Origin of the sequence: Methyloversatilis sp. XJ19-49, assembly GCF_024580145.1 — a bacterium.
Lineage (GTDB): Bacteria > Pseudomonadota > Gammaproteobacteria > Burkholderiales > Rhodocyclaceae > Methyloversatilis.
The window spans coordinates 66,834-82,089 of sequence record NZ_JANINI010000013.1 but is presented as its reverse complement, the minus strand read 5'-3'; the positions used below and the strand labels follow the sequence as shown (position 1 = coordinate 82,089).

Here is a 15,256-nt window from a genome sequence, read left to right as displayed (position 1 = left end):
CGTCAGGCCGCTCCGCGGACGTCGCCGATCAGCGCCGGCGGGGGGGGGCAGCCGGCGGACACGGTCAACACTTCGTAACCGTCGTCGGTGACGACCACCGTATGTTCCCACTGCGCAGACAGCGTGCGGTCGCGCGTGACGATGGTCCAGCCATCCGCCAGCTCGGACACGGCGGCGCGGCCGGCATTCACCATCGGCTCGATGGTGAAGATCATGCCGGGCTGCAGTTCCATGCCGGTGCCGGGCTTGCCGTAGTGGAGCACCTGCGGATCTTCGTGGAACTTGCGACCGATGCCGTGACCGCAGAATTCGCGCACCACCGAAAAGCCGTTCGTTTCGGCATGCCGCTGTATCACGTGACCGATATCGCCCAGGCGCGCGCCCGGCCGGACGCGGGAAATGCCGAGCCACAGACATTCGAAGGTGATCTGGCACAGCCGGCTGGCCTGCTTGCTGACTTCGTTGCCGACCATGAACATGCGGCTGGTGTCGCCGTGGAAACCGTCCTTGATCACCGTGATGTCCAGGTTGACGATGTCACCCTTCTTCAGCGCACGCGGTGCCGGAACGCCGTGGCACACGACATGGTTGACCGACGTGCAGATCGACTTCGGGAACGGACTGTAGCCCGGCGGTGCATAGTTCAGCGGCGCCGGGATGGTTTTCTGCTCATTCACCATGTAGTCATGGCACAACCGGTCAAGTTCTTCCGTCGTGATGCCGGGCTGGACGTGCGGTTCGATGAAATCGAGCACCTCTGACGCCAGCTTGCACGCGACGCGCATGCTCTCGATCTCTTCCGCAGTCTTGATGGTGACGCTCATAGGAGTAACGGCTCTTCAAATACGCTCGGGGACCGATCAGGTTAGCCGAAGCGCCCGACGGCGGCAAACGCTTGCGTGCCGGACTGCTTGAGTTTGTTGCACTGCGACTGCTAGAATCGTGGGCTGTTTGATTCCAGTACCTATCAGGTACGTCAGACAAATCCACACGCCCGGTGCTGTCGTTGTTATGGCAGCTCGACCGATAGGGTGCGTAGCCGGACGTTGCGGCTGCGAACACGGCCGGGCGGAGGTTAAACCCTGATCGGAGACTTCAATGTCCGTATCCATGCGTGAAATGCTGGAGGCGGGTGTCCATTTCGGACATCAGACCCGCTTCTGGAACCCCAAGATGGCCCCGTACATTTTCGGCCATCGCAACAAGATTCACATCATCAACCTGGAAAAGACGGTTGCCCGCTACAACGAGGCAATGGCCTTCATCCGCCGCATGTCGTCCAACAAGGGCACCATCCTGCTGGTCGGCACCAAGCGTCAGGCCCGTGAAATCGTGGCCGAAGAAGCGCAGCGCGCGGGCGTGCCGTATGTTGACGAGCGCTGGCTCGGCGGCATGCTGACCAACTTCAAGACGCTGAAGCTGTCGGTCAAGCGTCTGAAGGATCTCGAGCAACTGGTCGAGGACGGCAGCATGGAACGCATGCCGAAGAAGGAAGCCCTGGTGCTGCAGCGCGAGCTGATCAAGCTGCAGAAGAGCATCGGCGGCATCAAGAACATGAACGGCCTGCCGGACGCGCTGTTCGTGATCGACGTCGGTTTCCACAAGATCGCCATCACCGAAGCGAACAAGCTCGGCATTCCGGTGATCGCGGTGGTCGACACCAATCACTCGCCGCTCGGCGTCGATTACGTGATTCCGGGCAACGACGACTCGAGCCGTGCCATCCGCCTGTACGCATCGGGCGTGGCTGATGCCATCCTGGAAGGCCGCAACAGCGCCGCCCAGGAACTGGTTGCGCAGCTCAAGGGCGACGACGAATTCGTCGAAGTCGAAGCCGAAGCGGAACCGCAGGCCTGATGAACCGTCCCGGCGGCCGCTCGCGCGGTTGCCGGGTGTTTGACGAATTGCAAGAACAGTTGATGGAAGGCGGGACTCAGCATGGCGGAAATCACCGCAGGAATGGTCAAGGAGCTGCGTGAGAAGACCGACGCTCCGATGATGGAATGCAAGAAGGCGCTGACCGAAGCCGGTGGCGACCTGCAGAAGGCGGAAGAAATCCTCCGCGTGAAACTGGGTAACAAGGCCAGCAAGGCCGCTGCCCGTGTGACGGCCGAAGGCATCGTCGGTCTCTACCTGTCGGCCGACGGCAAGCTTGCCGCGATGGTCGAAGTCAATTGCGAAACCGACTTTGTGGCGAAGAACGATGACTTCCTCGCACTGGTCAATGGCAGCGCAAAGCTTATCGCCGAGCACAATCCGGCTGACGTCGCCGCGCTGTCGGCGCTGCCGATGGGCGAAGGCACGGTCGAATCGACGCGCGCGGCACTGGTCGGCAAGATCGGTGAAAACATGTCGATCCGCCGCTTCGTGCGCATTGCCGCCGAAGGCAAGGTCGCCAGCTACGTGCACGGCGGTTCGAAGATCGGTGTGCTGGTTGATGTCGTGGGTGGCGACGAAGCGCTCGCCAAGGATCTGGCGATGCACATCGCTGCTTCGAAGCCCAAGTCGCTCGACTCGAGTGGCGTGTCGGCCGACCTGATCGAAGCCGAACGTCGCGTCGCGATCGAAAAGGCGCGCGAAGCCGGCAAGGCGGAAGAGATGATCACCAAGATCGCGGAAGGCTCGGTGCAGAAATTCCTTAAGGAAGTGACGCTGCTGGGTCAGGTTTTCGTCAAGGCCGAAGACGGCAAGCAGACCATCGAACAGCTGCTGAAGGCGAAGTCGGCGAAGATCGCCGGGTTCACGCTTTACCTGGTCGGTGAAGGCATCGAGAAGAAGACGACCGACTTCGCTGCCGAAGTGGCCGCACAGGCCGCTGCAGCCGCTGCAGCACGTTGAAGGAACCTGCATGACTGTTGCCTACCGCCGGATATTGCTGAAACTGTCGGGTGAGGCCCTGATGGGCGACGACGACTACGGCATCAGCCGTGACATGCTTGCCCGCATTGTTGCGGAAATTGCCGAAATCCGCGCCCTGGGCGTGGAAGTGGGCGTGGTGATCGGCGGTGGCAACATTTTCCGCGGTGTGGCGGGTGGCGCGGCCGGTATGGATCGCGCCACCGCCGACTACATGGGCATGCTGGCGACGGTGATGAATTCGCTGGCGCTGGGCGATGCAATGCGTCAGGCCGGTGTTGCTGCACGGGTGCAGTCTGCGCTGAGCATCGAACCGGTCGTCGAGTTCTACATCCGCGGCAAGGCGATCCGTTATCTGGAAGAAGGCAAGGTGGTCATTTTCGCCGCCGGCACGGGCAATCCGTTTTTCACGACCGATACGGCTGCTGCCCTGCGCGGACGCGAAATCGAGGCGGAAATCGTGCTCAAGGCGACCAAGGTCGACGGCGTGTACAGCGCCGACCCGATGAAAGTGCCCGATGCGACCCGCTACGAGCGCATCAGCTTCGACGAGGCGATCAGCCGCGACCTGAAGGTGATGGACGCCACGGCGCTCGCGCTGTGCCGTGACCAGCAACTTCCGATCAAGGTGTTCAGCATTTTCAAGCCGGGCGCGCTCAAGCGCGTGGTGATGGGCGAAGACGAGGGTACGCTGGTCCATATATAGTGGTGCGTGTATTGCGCTCGCCATGGCTCAACAGGCTGCCGACGAGCGGCCGCAACTTCCAACAAGAGGCGACTTCATGATCCCCGAGTTGAAGAAAACCACAGAACAGAAGATGCAGAAGACGCTGGAGTCGCTCAAGGCCGACTTCGGCAAGGTGCGCACCGGACGCGCCCGCACCGGCATCCTCGACCACATCCAGATTGATTACTATGGCTCCATGGTGCCGCTCAGCCAGGTGGCCAATGTCACGCTGATCGACGCGCGCGCCATCGGCGTGCAGCCGTGGGAAAAGAAGCTGTTGCCGGTGGTCGAGAAGGCCATCCGCGATTCCGACCTGGGCCTGAACCCGTCGGCGATGGGCGATGTCGTGCGCGTGCCGATGCCTGCGCTGACCGAAGAGCGGCGCAAGGAACTGATCAAGGTGGTGCGCGGTGAAGCCGAAAATGGCCGCATCGCGGTGCGCAACCTGCGCCGTGATGCAAACAGCGTGCTGAAGGACGCCGTCAAGGCTAAAACCATTTCGGAAGACGACGAGCGGCGTACGCAGGACGACATCCAGAAACTGACCGACCGCTACATTTCGGAGGTCGACAAGCTGCTCGCGCAGAAAGAACAAGACCTGATGGCGGTCTGAGGCCGAGCCCGCATCGTGTCCTCGCGCTCCAGCAAGCCGATCGACGGCGGCAACCTGCCGGTTCCGCAACACATCGCCATCATCATGGATGGCAATGGCCGGTGGGCGCGCCGCCGCTTCATGCCGCGGGTGGCCGGGCACCGCAAGGGGGTCGAAGCTGTGCGCGCAGTGGTGTCGCGCTGCGCCGAGCGCGGCGTCGGTTACCTCACGCTGTTCGCGTTCAGCTCGGAAAACTGGCGTCGTCCGCCGGAAGAGGTGAGCTTCCTGATGCAGCTGTTCGTGCGCGCACTGGAAGAAGAAGTCGTCCGCCTGCACGAGAATTCGATACGGCTGCGTGTGATCGGTGACCTGTCGCGCTTCGAACCGAAACTGATCGACATGATCCGCAGCGCCGAAGCGTTGACTGCAGGCAATACCGGACTCAATCTCACGGTTGCCGCAAATTACGGCGGCCGCTGGGACATCCTGCAGGCGACGGAGCAAATGCTGAAGGCCAATCCTTCGCGGCGGGAAGGTTTCGTCGAGAGCGATCTGACCCCGCATCTGGCGATGGCTTATGCGCCGGAACCCGACCTGTTCATCCGCACCGGCGGCGAGCAGCGCATCAGCAATTTCCTGCTCTGGCAACTGGCCTACACCGAGCTGTATTTCACCGACAAGCTGTGGCCGGAATTCAACGGTTCGGCCGTTGACGAAGCCATCGCGTCCTTCCAGCAGCGCGAACGTCGTTTCGGACGCACCAGCGAACAGGTGCAGGCTGCCACCGCAGCCGCGCTCGGCGCGGTCGGCCGGCATGCTTAAGCAGCGGGTACTGACCGCCATCGTATTGCTGGCAGGTCTGTACGCTGCGCTGACCTTGCTCGATCTGACCGCCTGGGGCTGGCTGGTGGCGCTCATCCTCGGTCTCGCCGGCTGGGAGTGGGGACGTCTGAGCGGTCTTGCCCCCGGAGGTGCCATCGGTTCCGGCGTGATCACCTTCCTGCTCGTTGCTGCCGCCGCGGCGTTTGCCTTCGGTCCGACCGGTGTGCTCCCGGATGCCATGCGTCCGCTCTCCGCCCTGCACGCGCTCGCCATCGCATTCTGGCTGGTGATCGTCCCGGCATGGATGTGGCGCGGTGGGCGTCCGGCGGCCTTCTGGATGGCATTGACCGGTGTCATCGTGTTGCTGCCGCCTGCGTTGGCGCTGATACAGCTGCGAGCACAGGGTCTCATGCCGCTGCTGTTGCTGATGGCCGTGGTGTGGATCGCCGACATCGCAGCCTATTTCGCCGGTCGAGCGTTCGGCCGGCACAAGCTTGCGCCGGCGATCAGCCCGGGCAAGACGTGGGAGGGTGCCTTCGGCGCAGTGATCGCAGTGCAATGCTACGGTCTGGCCATAAAACCGCTATTGTTTGCCGAGTCCGACATGCCCGCCTGGCTGGTCTGGTCGGTGATACTGCTGCTGCTGACTGCGGTCAGCATCGTCGGCGACCTGTTCGAGTCGATGATGAAGCGCCAGGCCGGCATCAAGGACAGCAGTCAATTGCTGCCCGGTCATGGCGGTGTGCTCGATCGCGTCGACAGCCTGACCGCAACACTGCCGCTGATCGGATTTGCCCTGCTCAACCTACTTCCCGGAGCGCAGACGTGATGCGCAGACTGACCATACTCGGCGCCACCGGATCGATCGGCGTCAGCACACTGGATGTCGTGGCGCGGCACCCCGATCGTTTCGAGGTGGTGGCGCTGTCGGGTCACCGCCAGATCGACAAGCTGGCCGAACAATGTCTCGCCTTTGCACCGAAAGTCGCCGTGGTGGCGGACGCTGATGCAGCCAGCGCCTTGCGTGGCATGTTGGCAGGGCGGGTGTCGACCGAAGTCATGCATGGGAGCGAAGCGCTCGAAATGATCGCTGCGCTGCCCGAGGTCGATACCGTCATGGCGGCCATCGTCGGTGCGGCCGGCTTGCGTCCGACGCTGGCGGCAGCGCGTTCGGGCAAGCGCATCCTGCTTGCCAACAAGGAAAGCCTGGTCATGTGCGGGGCAGTGTTCATGCACGAGGTGGCTTCGAACGGCGCCACGCTGCTGCCGATCGACAGCGAGCACAACGCGGTTTTCCAGTGCATGCCGACGCAGGGCAGGGCAGGTGTGCGACGCGTCCTGCTGACGGCGTCGGGCGGACCGTTCCGCTGTACGCCGATCGATCAGCTCGACCACGTGACGCCGGATCAGGCGTGTGCCCACCCGAACTGGGAAATGGGGCGCAAGATTTCGGTCGATTCGGCGACCATGATGAACAAGGGCCTCGAGGTGATCGAAGCGCACTGGCTGTTCGATACGCCCGCCGAGCGCATCGATGTGGTGATCCACCCGCAGAGCATCGTGCATTCGATGGTCGAATACGTCGACGGCTCGGTACTCGCGCAGATGGGCAATCCGGACATGCGCACCCCGATTGCGCATGCACTGGCCTGGCCGGAACGCATCGAGTCCGGGGTCGGCGCGCTCGATCTGGCCATGTCGGCGAACCTCGTGTTCGAACGCCCGGATCTGGACCGCTTTCCCTGCCTCCGGCTGGCGTTTGCCGCGCTGGCCGCCGGACAGGGCACACCGGCCGTACTGAATGCCGCCAATGAAGTGGCGGTCGCGGCGTTCCTGGAACGTCGGCTCGGTTTCCGTGCCATAGCGGACGTGATCGCCGAAACCCTGGATACGCTGCCCGACATGCCTGCCACCACACTCGACGACGTATTTGCCGCCGACGCCGCTGCCCGCCAGACGGCGCAGCGCGCCATCAGGGCGCGCACTTGAGTCCGTTCTTCTACGCCGGCGCCTTTGTCCTGGCGCTGGGCATCCTCATCACGGTGCACGAACTGGGCCACTACAGCATCGCGCGGCTTTGCGGCGTCAAGGTGCTGCGCTTTTCGGTCGGCTTCGGCCGGCCGCTGCTGTCGCGTCGCTTCGGGCCGGACCAGACCGAGTGGGTACTGGCGCTGTTTCCGCTCGGTGGTTACGTCAAGATGCTGGACGAACGCGAAGGCGAGGTCGCGGCATCGGAGCTTCCGCGTGCCTTCAACCGACAGAGCGTGGGACGCCGTTTCGCCATCGTGTCGGCCGGGCCGATCGCCAATTTCCTGCTGGCCATCCTGATCTACTGGGGCCTGTTCATCAACGGCATGGAAGAGCTTCGCCCGCTTCTTGCTGCGCCGGCGGTCGGTACGCCGGCGGCGGTGGCCGGCGTGACCGAAGGCGAACTGGTGCGTTCGATCAACGGCAAGGACATCGTGTCCGCCCAGGACCTGCGCTGGAGTGTCGCGCAGGCGGCGTTGCAGGGTGGCGCGCTGGTGATGGAAACGATCAGCGATCAAAGCGAAATCAACAGTCGGCGCGTCGATCTGTCGGGCATCGGTTCCGAGGTGGACGCCAGTCTGATGGAGCGCGCGGGTCTGACGCTGTTCCGGCCGCGCATCGATCCTGTCGTCGCAACGGTCGCCGACGAAAGTGCCGCCGGCAAGGCCGGCATGCGACCGGGTGACCGCATCGTTGCGATCGACGGCAAGCCGGTCGATGACTGGGCTTCCATGGTCGGCATAGTCCGCGAACTGGGCGGTCGCGTGGTGGTGGTCCGGGTGCTGCGCGATGGCGTCGCACTTGATCTGAATGCCGACGTGGCCGCGGTGGAAGAAGGCGGCCAGCGTTTCGGCCGGCTCGGCGTGACACCCGAAACACCGGAAGGACTGCGCGAGCGGCTGTTCGTCACGGCGCAGCACGGGGTGATCGAATCGTTCGGCCTTGCGGTCACGCAGACCTGGGATACGGCGCTGTTCAGCCTCAAGGCGTTCGGCCGCATGATCACTGGTGATCTGTCGTGGAAAAACCTGAGCGGGCCGGTCACTATTGCCGACTACGCGGGTCAGTCTGCCGCCATGGGCGTGCTGCATTACATCAAGTTCATCGCCCTCATCAGCATCAGTCTGGGCGTACTGAACCTGCTGCCGGTGCCGCTGCTGGACGGTGGACACTTGATGTACTATACGGTCGAATTTATCAAGGGCGGTCCGGTGTCTGAAAGAGTCATGGAAATCGGCCAGCAGATCGGTCTGGCCTTGCTGCTGATGCTCATGGCGTTCGCCTTCTACAACGATATCAATCGGCTTTTCGGTTGACTGCCCGCTGAAATCCCCCATGCGCAAGTTTTTGCTTCCCGCCCTGCTCGCGGGATTGTTGTCAGCTCATGCGTTCGCCTTCGAGCCCTTCGTGGTGCGGGACATCCGGGTTGAAGGCATCCAGCGCACCGAAGCGGGCACGGTATTCAGTTACCTGCCGGTGAAGGTCGGCGAAAAATTCACCGAAGACAAGGCGGCAGAGGCGATCAAGGCACTGTTCGCGACCGGCTTCTTCAAGGACGTGCGGGTCGAAGTCGAAGGTGATGTACTGGTCGTGGTCGTGGACGAACGGCCAGCCATTGCGTCGCTCGAATTCATCGGCATGAAGGAATTCGACAAGGACACGATCAAGAAGGCCATGCGGGACTTCGGTCTCGCCGAATCGCGCATTCTCGACCGCAGCGTGCTCGAGCGGTCGGAGCAGGAAATGAAGCGGCAGTATCTGACACGCGGACTGTACTCCGTTGACGTCAAGACGACGACGACGCCGCTGGAACGCAATCGCGTCGCGGTCACCTTCGAAATCAACGAGGGGGCGGCGGCCAAGATCAAGCAGATCAACATCGTCGGTGCGAAGTCCTTCGAAGAGAAGGATCTGCTGAAGCTGCTGAGCCAGAGCACCGGCGACTGGCTGAGCTGGTACAACAAGAACAATCAGTACTCGCGCCAGAAGTTGAGCGCCGACGTCGAAACGCTGCGCAGCCACTACCTAGACCGCGGTTACCTCGAGTTCAACGTCGACTCGACGCAGGTGTCGATCACGCCGGACAAGCAGGACATCTACATCACGATTTCGATCACCGAAGGCGAAAAGTACACCGTCGGCGGCGTCAAGCTTTCGGGCGAATTGCTCATTCCCGAAGAAGAATTGCGGGGCCTGGTGAAGTTGAATGCCGGCGAAGATTTCTCGCGCAAGAAGCTGACCGAAACGACCAAGGCGATCAGTGATCGTCTGGGCAACGACGGCTACGCCTTCGCCAACGTCAATGCCGTGCCGGAACCGGATCGCGAAAAGCGCACCGTGTCGTTCAACGTATTTGTCGATCCGGGTCGCCGGGTCTATGTGCGACGGATCAACGTCGCCGGCAATACCAAGACGCGCGACGAGGCGGTACGGCGTGAATTCCGCCAGCTGGAGGGCGCGTGGTACGACGGCGAGCGGATCAACCGCTCGAAATCGCGGGTCGATCGTCTGGGCTACTTCGACGGTGTCACCGTCGAAACGCCCGCCGTCCCGGGAACCACCGATCAGGTCGATGTCAACCTGACGGTGAAGGAAAAGCCGACCGGCAATCTGGCGTTCGGCGCCGGCTTCTCCAGTTCGGAAAACCTCATCCTGTCCACTTCGGTGTCGCAGCAGAACCTGTTCGGCAGCGGCAAGTCGCTGTCGCTGGGCCTGAACAGCGGCAGCATCAACAAGACCTATTCGCTGTCCTTCACGGATCCGTATTACACGCCGGACGGCATATCACGCGGCTTCGACGTGTATCTGCGCAACGTCGATCCGTCGCGTCTGCGCATCGGCAATTACCGCACGTCATCGGTCGGCGCCGGTCTGCGCTGGGGGTTCCCGATCCGCGAAGACGACCGCATCAATTTCGGCCTCGCAGTCGATCAGACCAGCATCGACACCTTCAGCAACAGCCCGCAGCGCTACCTGAACTTCGTCAACGAGTTCGGCGATTCGAACACCTCGCTGGTTGGCACGATAGGTTGGGCGCGTGATACGCGCGACAGCGTGATCTACCCGACCAAGGGGTCGACGCAGCGTGTGAACGTCGAAGTGTCCCTGCCGCCGGGATCGCTTCGTTATTACAAGGCGTCCTACCAGCATCAGCGCTACTTTCCCCTGTTCTGGGACTTTGTCCTGATGCTCAACGGTGATGTGGGCTACGGCGATGGATACAGCGACAAGCCGCTGCCTTTCTACAAGAACTACTTCGCGGGCGGTATCGGCTCGGTGCGCGGTTTCCAGACCTCGTCACTCGGCGAACGGGATCGTGACGCCGCCGGCAATATCCTGTTCAATACCGTGGGTGGCAATCGACGCATCGTCGGCAACGCCGAGCTGCTGTTCCCGATGCCGGGTTCGCAGGACAAGACGCTGCGTTTCGGTACCTTCATCGACGCTGGGCAGGTCTGGGCGTCCGGCGACTCGCTGAGCCTGGGCGATTTGCGCTATAGTGCGGGCCTTTCCGTGGCATGGAGCTCGCCCATGGGGCCGTTGAAGTTCAGCATTGCGCAACCTCTCAACAAGGAACCCACGGATCGCCTCCAGCGCTTCCAGTTCCAGCTCGGCAGTACTTTCTGAACCTCGACTACCACGAATGAACAGGTCAAGCACTTTCTCACGTTTCGCCTTTATCGCGTTGATTTCACTTGCGATGATGGGTTTGACGCGGATCGCGCATTCCGAAACGGATGTGAAGATCGGCTTCGTGGATACGGAACGCATCCTGCGCGAAGCCGCACCGGCCGTCCGTTCGCAGAAGAAGCTGGAAAAGGAATTCGAGAAGCGCAGCCAGGAACTTGAAAAGCTGGCCAAGCAGCTGCAGTCGATGCAGCAGACCATGGAAAAGAATGCGGTCACCTTGTCCGAGAGCGACAAGCGGGCGAAGGAACGAGAATTCAACGATCTCACCCGTGACATGCAGCGGCGCGAGCGCGAATATCGCGAAGACCTGAATCAGCGGCGCAACGAAGAACTGGCCAGTGTTCTGGATCGCGCGAACAAGGCCATCAAGGTCATCGCAGAAGCCGAAAAGTACGACATCATCTTTCAGGAAGTGGTGTATCGCAGTCAGCGTATCGACATCACCGAAAAGGTGTTGAAGGCGCTTGCAGATCCCCCTCCGGGCAAGTAACGGCCCATGCCAGCCCGACTTGGCGCCCTGGTCGAGCAACTTGGTGGCACGCTGCACGGTGACCCTGAGCTGTTGATCGAACAGGTGGCATCACTGAACACCGCGGGGCCGCAGCAGATCGCCTTCATGGCCGGTGCGAAGTATCGCAGCGCGCTGGATTCAAGCCGCGGCGGTGCCTTCATCGTATCGCCGACCGATGGCGAAAGCCTCGATCGACCCCATATCCGCGTTCGCAATCCAGCGCTGTATTTCGCGCGCGTCGCGCAAATGTTGAATCCTGAACCTGCCGTGTGCGCAGGCATCCACCCCGATGCATCGGTCGATGTCACCGCGCACGTCGATGACACCGCCGAGATCGCGGCCGGGGCGGTAGTCGGGGCAGGCGCATCCATCGGTCCGGGCGTGTCCATCGGCGCAGGATCGGTGGTCGGCGAGGGCTGTACGATCGGCGCCGGAAGCCGGCTGCATGCGCGCGTCACGCTTTATCCGCGTTCGGTCGTCGGTCAGCGCTGCATCCTGCATTCCGGTGCGGTCATCGGCGCAGACGGTTTCGGGTTCGCGCGCGAGGCCGACGCGAGCTGGGTGAAGATCCCGCAGATCGGGCGTGTGCTCATCGGCAACGATGTGGAAGTCGGTGCCAATACGACCATCGATCGCGGTGCGCTGGACGACACGGTGATCGGCGACGGCGTGAAGCTCGACAACCTGATCCAGATCGCACACAACGTACACATCGGCGAGCACACGGCGATGGCAGCCTGTTCCGGCGTCGCCGGCAGCACGCATATCGGCAAGCGATGCATGATAGGCGGCTCGTCGAACATCATGGGTCACATCGACATCGTCGACGATGTGGTTGTGTCGGCGGTCAGCTTCGCCAGCAAGTCCATCGGCAAGCCCGGTGTCTATACGGGTTCGCTGCCGTCGATGGAACACGCCGAGTGGTCGCGCAACTTCGTCCGCATCCGCCAGCTCGACGCCATGGCCGAGCGGCTGCGTGCGCTCGAGCGCCAGATCGAATCACTGCAAAGCAGCAAGGAAGACTGACTTGAAATCCATGGACATCCACGCGGTGCTGAAGTCGCTGCCGCACCGCTTCCCGTTCCTGCTGGTGGACCGGGTGCTCGCCGTCGAGGCGAACAAGTACATCCACGCGCTGAAGAACGTCACCATCAACGAGCCGTTCTTCCCGGGGCACTTTCCGAACCATCCGGTCATGCCGGGGGTGCTGATCATCGAAGCGCTGGCCCAGGCCGCTGCCATCCTGTCCTTCGAAACGCTGGGCACGACGCCGGACGCCGACTCGGTCTATTACCTGTGCGGCGTCGACAACACGCGTTTCAAGAAGCCGGTCATGGCGGGCGACCAGCTCATCCTTGAAGTCGACCTGATCCGCCACTCGCGCGGCATCTGGAAGTACAACGCGCGCGCCAAGGTGGATGGGCAGGTCGTGACCGAGTGTGATCTGCTCTGTGCGGTTCGGCCCAGCTGATGGCTTTCACTGTCCATCCGACTGCCATTGTCGATCCTGCGGCGCAGCTGGCTGACGGCGTCGATATCGGCGCCTACAGCGTGATCGGCCCGCATGTCGAGATCGGCACAGGCACGCGCGTGCATCCGCACGTGGTGATCGCCGGCCACACGCGTATCGGGTGCGACAACCAGATCCACCCGTTCTGCTCGATCGGCGGCGATCCGCAGGACAAGAAGTACGCTGGCGAACCGACGCGCCTCGAAATCGGCGACCGCAACACGCTGCGCGAGTACGTGACGATGAATTGCGGCACCACGCAGGACGTCGGCGTCACCCGGGTCGGCAACGACAACTGGATCATGGCCTATGTGCATGTGGCGCACGACTGCCAGGTCGGCAGCCACACCATCATGGCCAACAACACCGCGCTCGCCGGCCACGTGCATGTGGGCGACTGGGTCATTCTCGGCGGCTTCACCGGCGTGCACCAGTTCGTGCGCGTGGGGGCACACAGCTTCTGCGGTGTTCATTCCAGCGTGCTGCAGGACGTGCCGCCCTTCGTGCTGGCCAACGGCGTGCCGGCAACACCGCACGGCATCAACAGCGAAGGCCTGCGTCGCCGCGGCTACAGCAGTGACGCCATCTCGGCAATCAAGCGCGCCTACAAGACGCTTTACCGCGAAGGACTGAGCCTGGATGACGCCAGGGCGGCCATCGCCGAGGCGGCGAAAGCGACCCCCGAAGTCGCAGTGCTGTCCGACTTCCTCGCTTCCGGCGGTCGCGGCATCATCCGATAATGTCTGCCCGCATCACGGTGGCCATGGTCGCCGGCGAGGCATCCGGTGACCAGTTGGCCGCGCACCTGATCAAGGCGCTGCGCGACGCACGGCCGGACATCGATTTCGTCGGCATAGGTGGCCCGCGCATGGATTCCGCTGGCTTCGACGCCTGGTGGCCCGCCGAAAAGCTGTCGGTGCGTGGCTATTTCGAAGTGCTGCGGCACTACCGGGAATTGTCGGGCATCCGCCGCGCGCTGCTCGCTCGCCTCCTTCAGACGCGGCCGGCCGCCTTCATCGGTGTCGATGCACCGGATTTCAACCTGTGGCTCGAGCGCCGCCTGCGCGATGCAGGTGTGCCGGCCATTCACTACGTCAGCCCGTCGATCTGGGCCTGGCGCGGCGGGCGCATCAAAGGCATCGCGCGCAGCGTGTCGCGCATGTTGTGCCTGTTCCCGTTCGAGCCTGCGCTGTATGAAAAAGCAGGCGTGCCGGTCAGCTATGTCGGGCACCCCTTCGCCGACGAAATTTCGCCGCTGCCACAACGTATCGACGCACGCGAGCGGCTCGCGCTGCCGCAGGATGCGCACATCGTCGCATTGTTGCCGGGCAGCCGGCAGTCGGAGTTGCGCTATCACGCGACCGTCTGGATCGAGACTGCACGGCTGCTGCACGAGCGCCATCCGGAGTTGCGCTTCCTTGTGCCGCTGGCCACACGCGAGACGCGCGCCCTGTTCGAACAGGCGCTGTGGACCTGCAAGGCGAAGGATCTGCCGATCACCATTCTGTTCGGTCACGCGCGCGACGCGCTGATGGCCTGCGACGCCGCACTGGTGGCCAGCGGCACTGCGACGCTCGAAGCGGCACTGTGTCGCGCGCCGCATGTGATGGCCTACCGCATGCACGCGCTGAGCTGGCAGATCATGAAGCGCATGGCCTACCAGCCCTGGGGCAGCCTGCCGAACGTCATGGCGGGTCGTTTCGTCGTGCCGGAACGGCTTCAGGACGCAGCCACGCCGCGCGAACTGGCGGATGCGCTCGATACGCTGCTCAACGATGACGCGGCGCGCGATGCGCAGATCGCCGAATTCGAACGCATACACATGACGCTGCGGCAGGGCACTGCGGCGCGCGCAGCGGCGGCCATCCTGCCGCACCTGCCAGCGGCCGTCCCGTGACCGGCATCGTCGACTGGAAGGCCGCCGGCGTCGATGAAGCGGGCCGGGGACCGCTGTGCGGGCCGGTCTATGCGGCGGCGGTCATCCTCGACCCGGCGCGGCCGATCGACGGCCTGAACGATTCCAAGAAGCTGTCCGAAAAGAAGCGCGAGGCGCTGGCGCCGCTGATCCGCGAGCGCGCGCTGGGCTGGGCAGTGGGCGTGGCGACGGTCGAGGAAATCGACCGCCTGAACATCCTGCATGCCACTATGCTGGCCATGCGGCGAGCCGTCGAAGGGCTGGGCGTACTGCCGGACGAAGTGCTGATCGACGGCAACCGTGTGCCGCCCGGGCTGGCCGTGCCGGCGCGCGCCATTATCGGCGGGGACGCCAGCGAGCCGGCAATATCCGCCGCCTCCATCCTCGCGAAGACGGGCCGCGATCACGAGATGATGGCGCTGGCGGCGCTCTACCCGCAGTACGGCATCGCGCGCCACAAGGGCTATCCCACACCGGAACATCTGGCCGCACTGCGCGCGCACGGTCCGTCGCCCATCCATCGCCGCAGCTTTGCCCCGGTGGCGCAGTGTGCACTGGACTTCGGTTCGCCTGACTGACCAGCCTGGTTGTTGACCCCGCACAAC

General features: G+C 63.2%; 16 protein-coding genes. 15 read left to right on the top strand and 1 reads right to left on the bottom strand.

Annotation, left to right across the window (positions count from 1 at the left end; all coding sequences use genetic code 11):
- Positions 1-2 precede the first annotated feature (2 nt).
- The gene (gene map, locus NMQ16_RS15460; RefSeq protein WP_257081758.1) at positions 3-824 is read right to left on the bottom strand and encodes a type I methionyl aminopeptidase; all 822 of its coding nucleotides are present in this window, start codon (positions 822-824) and stop codon (positions 3-5) included.
- A 274-nt stretch (positions 825-1,098) separates the two neighbouring features.
- Here map and rpsB point away from each other — a divergent pair, with 274 nt between their 5' ends.
- The 15 genes from rpsB to rnhB all read left to right on the top strand — a co-directional run bounded on the left by rpsB (position 1,099) and on the right by rnhB (position 15,229).
- On the top strand, positions 1,099-1,857 hold the full coding sequence (gene rpsB, locus NMQ16_RS15455; RefSeq protein ID WP_257081757.1) for a 30S ribosomal protein S2: 759 nt from the start codon (positions 1,099-1,101) through the stop codon (positions 1,855-1,857).
- Positions 1,858-1,938: 81 nt separating this feature from the next.
- Positions 1,939-2,838, top strand: a complete 900-nt coding sequence (gene tsf / locus NMQ16_RS15450) for a translation elongation factor Ts (RefSeq protein WP_257081756.1) — start codon at positions 1,939-1,941, stop codon at positions 2,836-2,838.
- Between the two features lie 10 nt (positions 2,839-2,848).
- Positions 2,849-3,562: a UMP kinase gene (pyrH, locus tag NMQ16_RS15445; RefSeq protein WP_069037482.1), complete on the top strand. Its 714-nt coding sequence runs from the start codon at positions 2,849-2,851 to the stop codon at positions 3,560-3,562.
- A gap of 76 nt (positions 3,563-3,638) precedes the next feature.
- Entirely contained in the window at positions 3,639-4,196 is a 558-nt protein-coding gene (gene frr / locus NMQ16_RS15440) for a ribosome recycling factor (RefSeq protein WP_257081755.1), read from the top strand.
- A gap of 15 nt (positions 4,197-4,211) precedes the next feature.
- Positions 4,212-4,997, top strand: coding sequence for a polyprenyl diphosphate synthase (gene uppS, locus NMQ16_RS15435; RefSeq protein ID WP_257081754.1), 786 nt, complete (start codon positions 4,212-4,214; stop codon positions 4,995-4,997).
- Positions 4,990-5,826 (top strand): phosphatidate cytidylyltransferase, encoded by an 837-nt coding sequence (locus tag NMQ16_RS15430; RefSeq protein ID WP_257081753.1) that lies wholly within the window; start codon positions 4,990-4,992, stop codon positions 5,824-5,826. The genes uppS and NMQ16_RS15430 overlap by 8 nt, the downstream gene beginning before the upstream one ends.
- On the top strand, positions 5,826-6,986 hold the full coding sequence (ispC, locus tag NMQ16_RS15425; RefSeq protein ID WP_257081752.1) for a 1-deoxy-D-xylulose-5-phosphate reductoisomerase: 1,161 nt from the start codon (positions 5,826-5,828) through the stop codon (positions 6,984-6,986). Before NMQ16_RS15430 ends, ispC begins: the two co-directional genes overlap by 1 nt.
- Positions 6,983-8,341, top strand: a complete 1,359-nt coding sequence (gene rseP, locus NMQ16_RS15420) for an RIP metalloprotease RseP (RefSeq protein WP_257081751.1) — start codon at positions 6,983-6,985, stop codon at positions 8,339-8,341. The genes ispC and rseP overlap by 4 nt, the downstream gene beginning before the upstream one ends.
- A 19-nt stretch (positions 8,342-8,360) precedes the next feature.
- Entirely contained in the window at positions 8,361-10,652 is a 2,292-nt protein-coding gene (gene bamA / locus NMQ16_RS15415; RefSeq protein WP_257081750.1) for an outer membrane protein assembly factor BamA, read from the top strand.
- A 16-nt stretch (positions 10,653-10,668) separates the two neighbouring features.
- On the top strand, positions 10,669-11,205 hold the full coding sequence (locus NMQ16_RS15410) for an OmpH family outer membrane protein (RefSeq protein WP_306441856.1): 537 nt from the start codon (positions 10,669-10,671) through the stop codon (positions 11,203-11,205).
- A gap of 6 nt (positions 11,206-11,211) precedes the next feature.
- Positions 11,212-12,252, top strand: a complete 1,041-nt coding sequence (gene lpxD / locus NMQ16_RS15405; protein ID WP_257081748.1) for a UDP-3-O-(3-hydroxymyristoyl)glucosamine N-acyltransferase — start codon at positions 11,212-11,214, stop codon at positions 12,250-12,252.
- A 10-nt stretch (positions 12,253-12,262) separates the two neighbouring features.
- On the top strand, positions 12,263-12,697 hold the full coding sequence (fabZ, locus tag NMQ16_RS15400) for a 3-hydroxyacyl-ACP dehydratase FabZ (protein ID WP_069037473.1): 435 nt from the start codon (positions 12,263-12,265) through the stop codon (positions 12,695-12,697).
- The gene (gene lpxA, locus NMQ16_RS15395) at positions 12,697-13,476 is read left to right on the top strand and encodes an acyl-ACP--UDP-N-acetylglucosamine O-acyltransferase (RefSeq protein ID WP_257081747.1); all 780 of its coding nucleotides are present in this window, start codon (positions 12,697-12,699) and stop codon (positions 13,474-13,476) included. Before fabZ ends, lpxA begins: the two co-directional genes overlap by 1 nt.
- The gene (gene lpxB / locus NMQ16_RS15390; protein ID WP_257081746.1) at positions 13,476-14,633 is read left to right on the top strand and encodes a lipid-A-disaccharide synthase; all 1,158 of its coding nucleotides are present in this window, start codon (positions 13,476-13,478) and stop codon (positions 14,631-14,633) included. Before lpxA ends, lpxB begins: the two co-directional genes overlap by 1 nt.
- Positions 14,630-15,229 (top strand): ribonuclease HII, encoded by a 600-nt coding sequence (gene rnhB / locus NMQ16_RS15385; protein WP_257081745.1) that lies wholly within the window; start codon positions 14,630-14,632, stop codon positions 15,227-15,229. Before lpxB ends, rnhB begins: the two co-directional genes overlap by 4 nt.
- The last annotated feature ends 27 nt before the right edge of the window (positions 15,230-15,256 follow it).

Bases quoted from the DNA above. Each gene is read 5' to 3' on its own strand.
- rpsB (WP_257081757.1), top strand. From the start codon at position 1,099: ATGTCCGTATCCATGCGTGAAATGCTGGAGGCGGGTGTCCATTTCGGA.
- ispC (WP_257081752.1), top strand. From the start codon at position 5,826: ATGCGCAGACTGACCATACTCGGCGCCACCGGATCGATCGGCGTCAGC.
- NMQ16_RS15430 (WP_257081753.1), top strand. From the start codon at position 4,990: ATGCTTAAGCAGCGGGTACTGACCGCCATCGTATTGCTGGCAGGTCTG.
- lpxB (WP_257081746.1), top strand. From the start codon at position 13,476: ATGTCTGCCCGCATCACGGTGGCCATGGTCGCCGGCGAGGCATCCGGT.
- map (WP_257081758.1), bottom strand. From the start codon at position 824: ATGAGCGTCACCATCAAGACTGCGGAAGAGATCGAGAGCATGCGCGTC.
- fabZ (WP_069037473.1), top strand. From the start codon at position 12,263: ATGGACATCCACGCGGTGCTGAAGTCGCTGCCGCACCGCTTCCCGTTC.
- lpxA (WP_257081747.1), top strand. From the start codon at position 12,697: ATGGCTTTCACTGTCCATCCGACTGCCATTGTCGATCCTGCGGCGCAG.
- pyrH (WP_069037482.1), top strand. From the start codon at position 2,849: ATGACTGTTGCCTACCGCCGGATATTGCTGAAACTGTCGGGTGAGGCC.
- bamA (WP_257081750.1), top strand. From the start codon at position 8,361: ATGCGCAAGTTTTTGCTTCCCGCCCTGCTCGCGGGATTGTTGTCAGCT.
- NMQ16_RS15410 (WP_306441856.1), top strand. From the start codon at position 10,669: ATGAACAGGTCAAGCACTTTCTCACGTTTCGCCTTTATCGCGTTGATT.
- lpxD (WP_257081748.1), top strand. From the start codon at position 11,212: ATGCCAGCCCGACTTGGCGCCCTGGTCGAGCAACTTGGTGGCACGCTG.
- tsf (WP_257081756.1), top strand. From the start codon at position 1,939: ATGGCGGAAATCACCGCAGGAATGGTCAAGGAGCTGCGTGAGAAGACC.
- frr (WP_257081755.1), top strand. From the start codon at position 3,639: ATGATCCCCGAGTTGAAGAAAACCACAGAACAGAAGATGCAGAAGACG.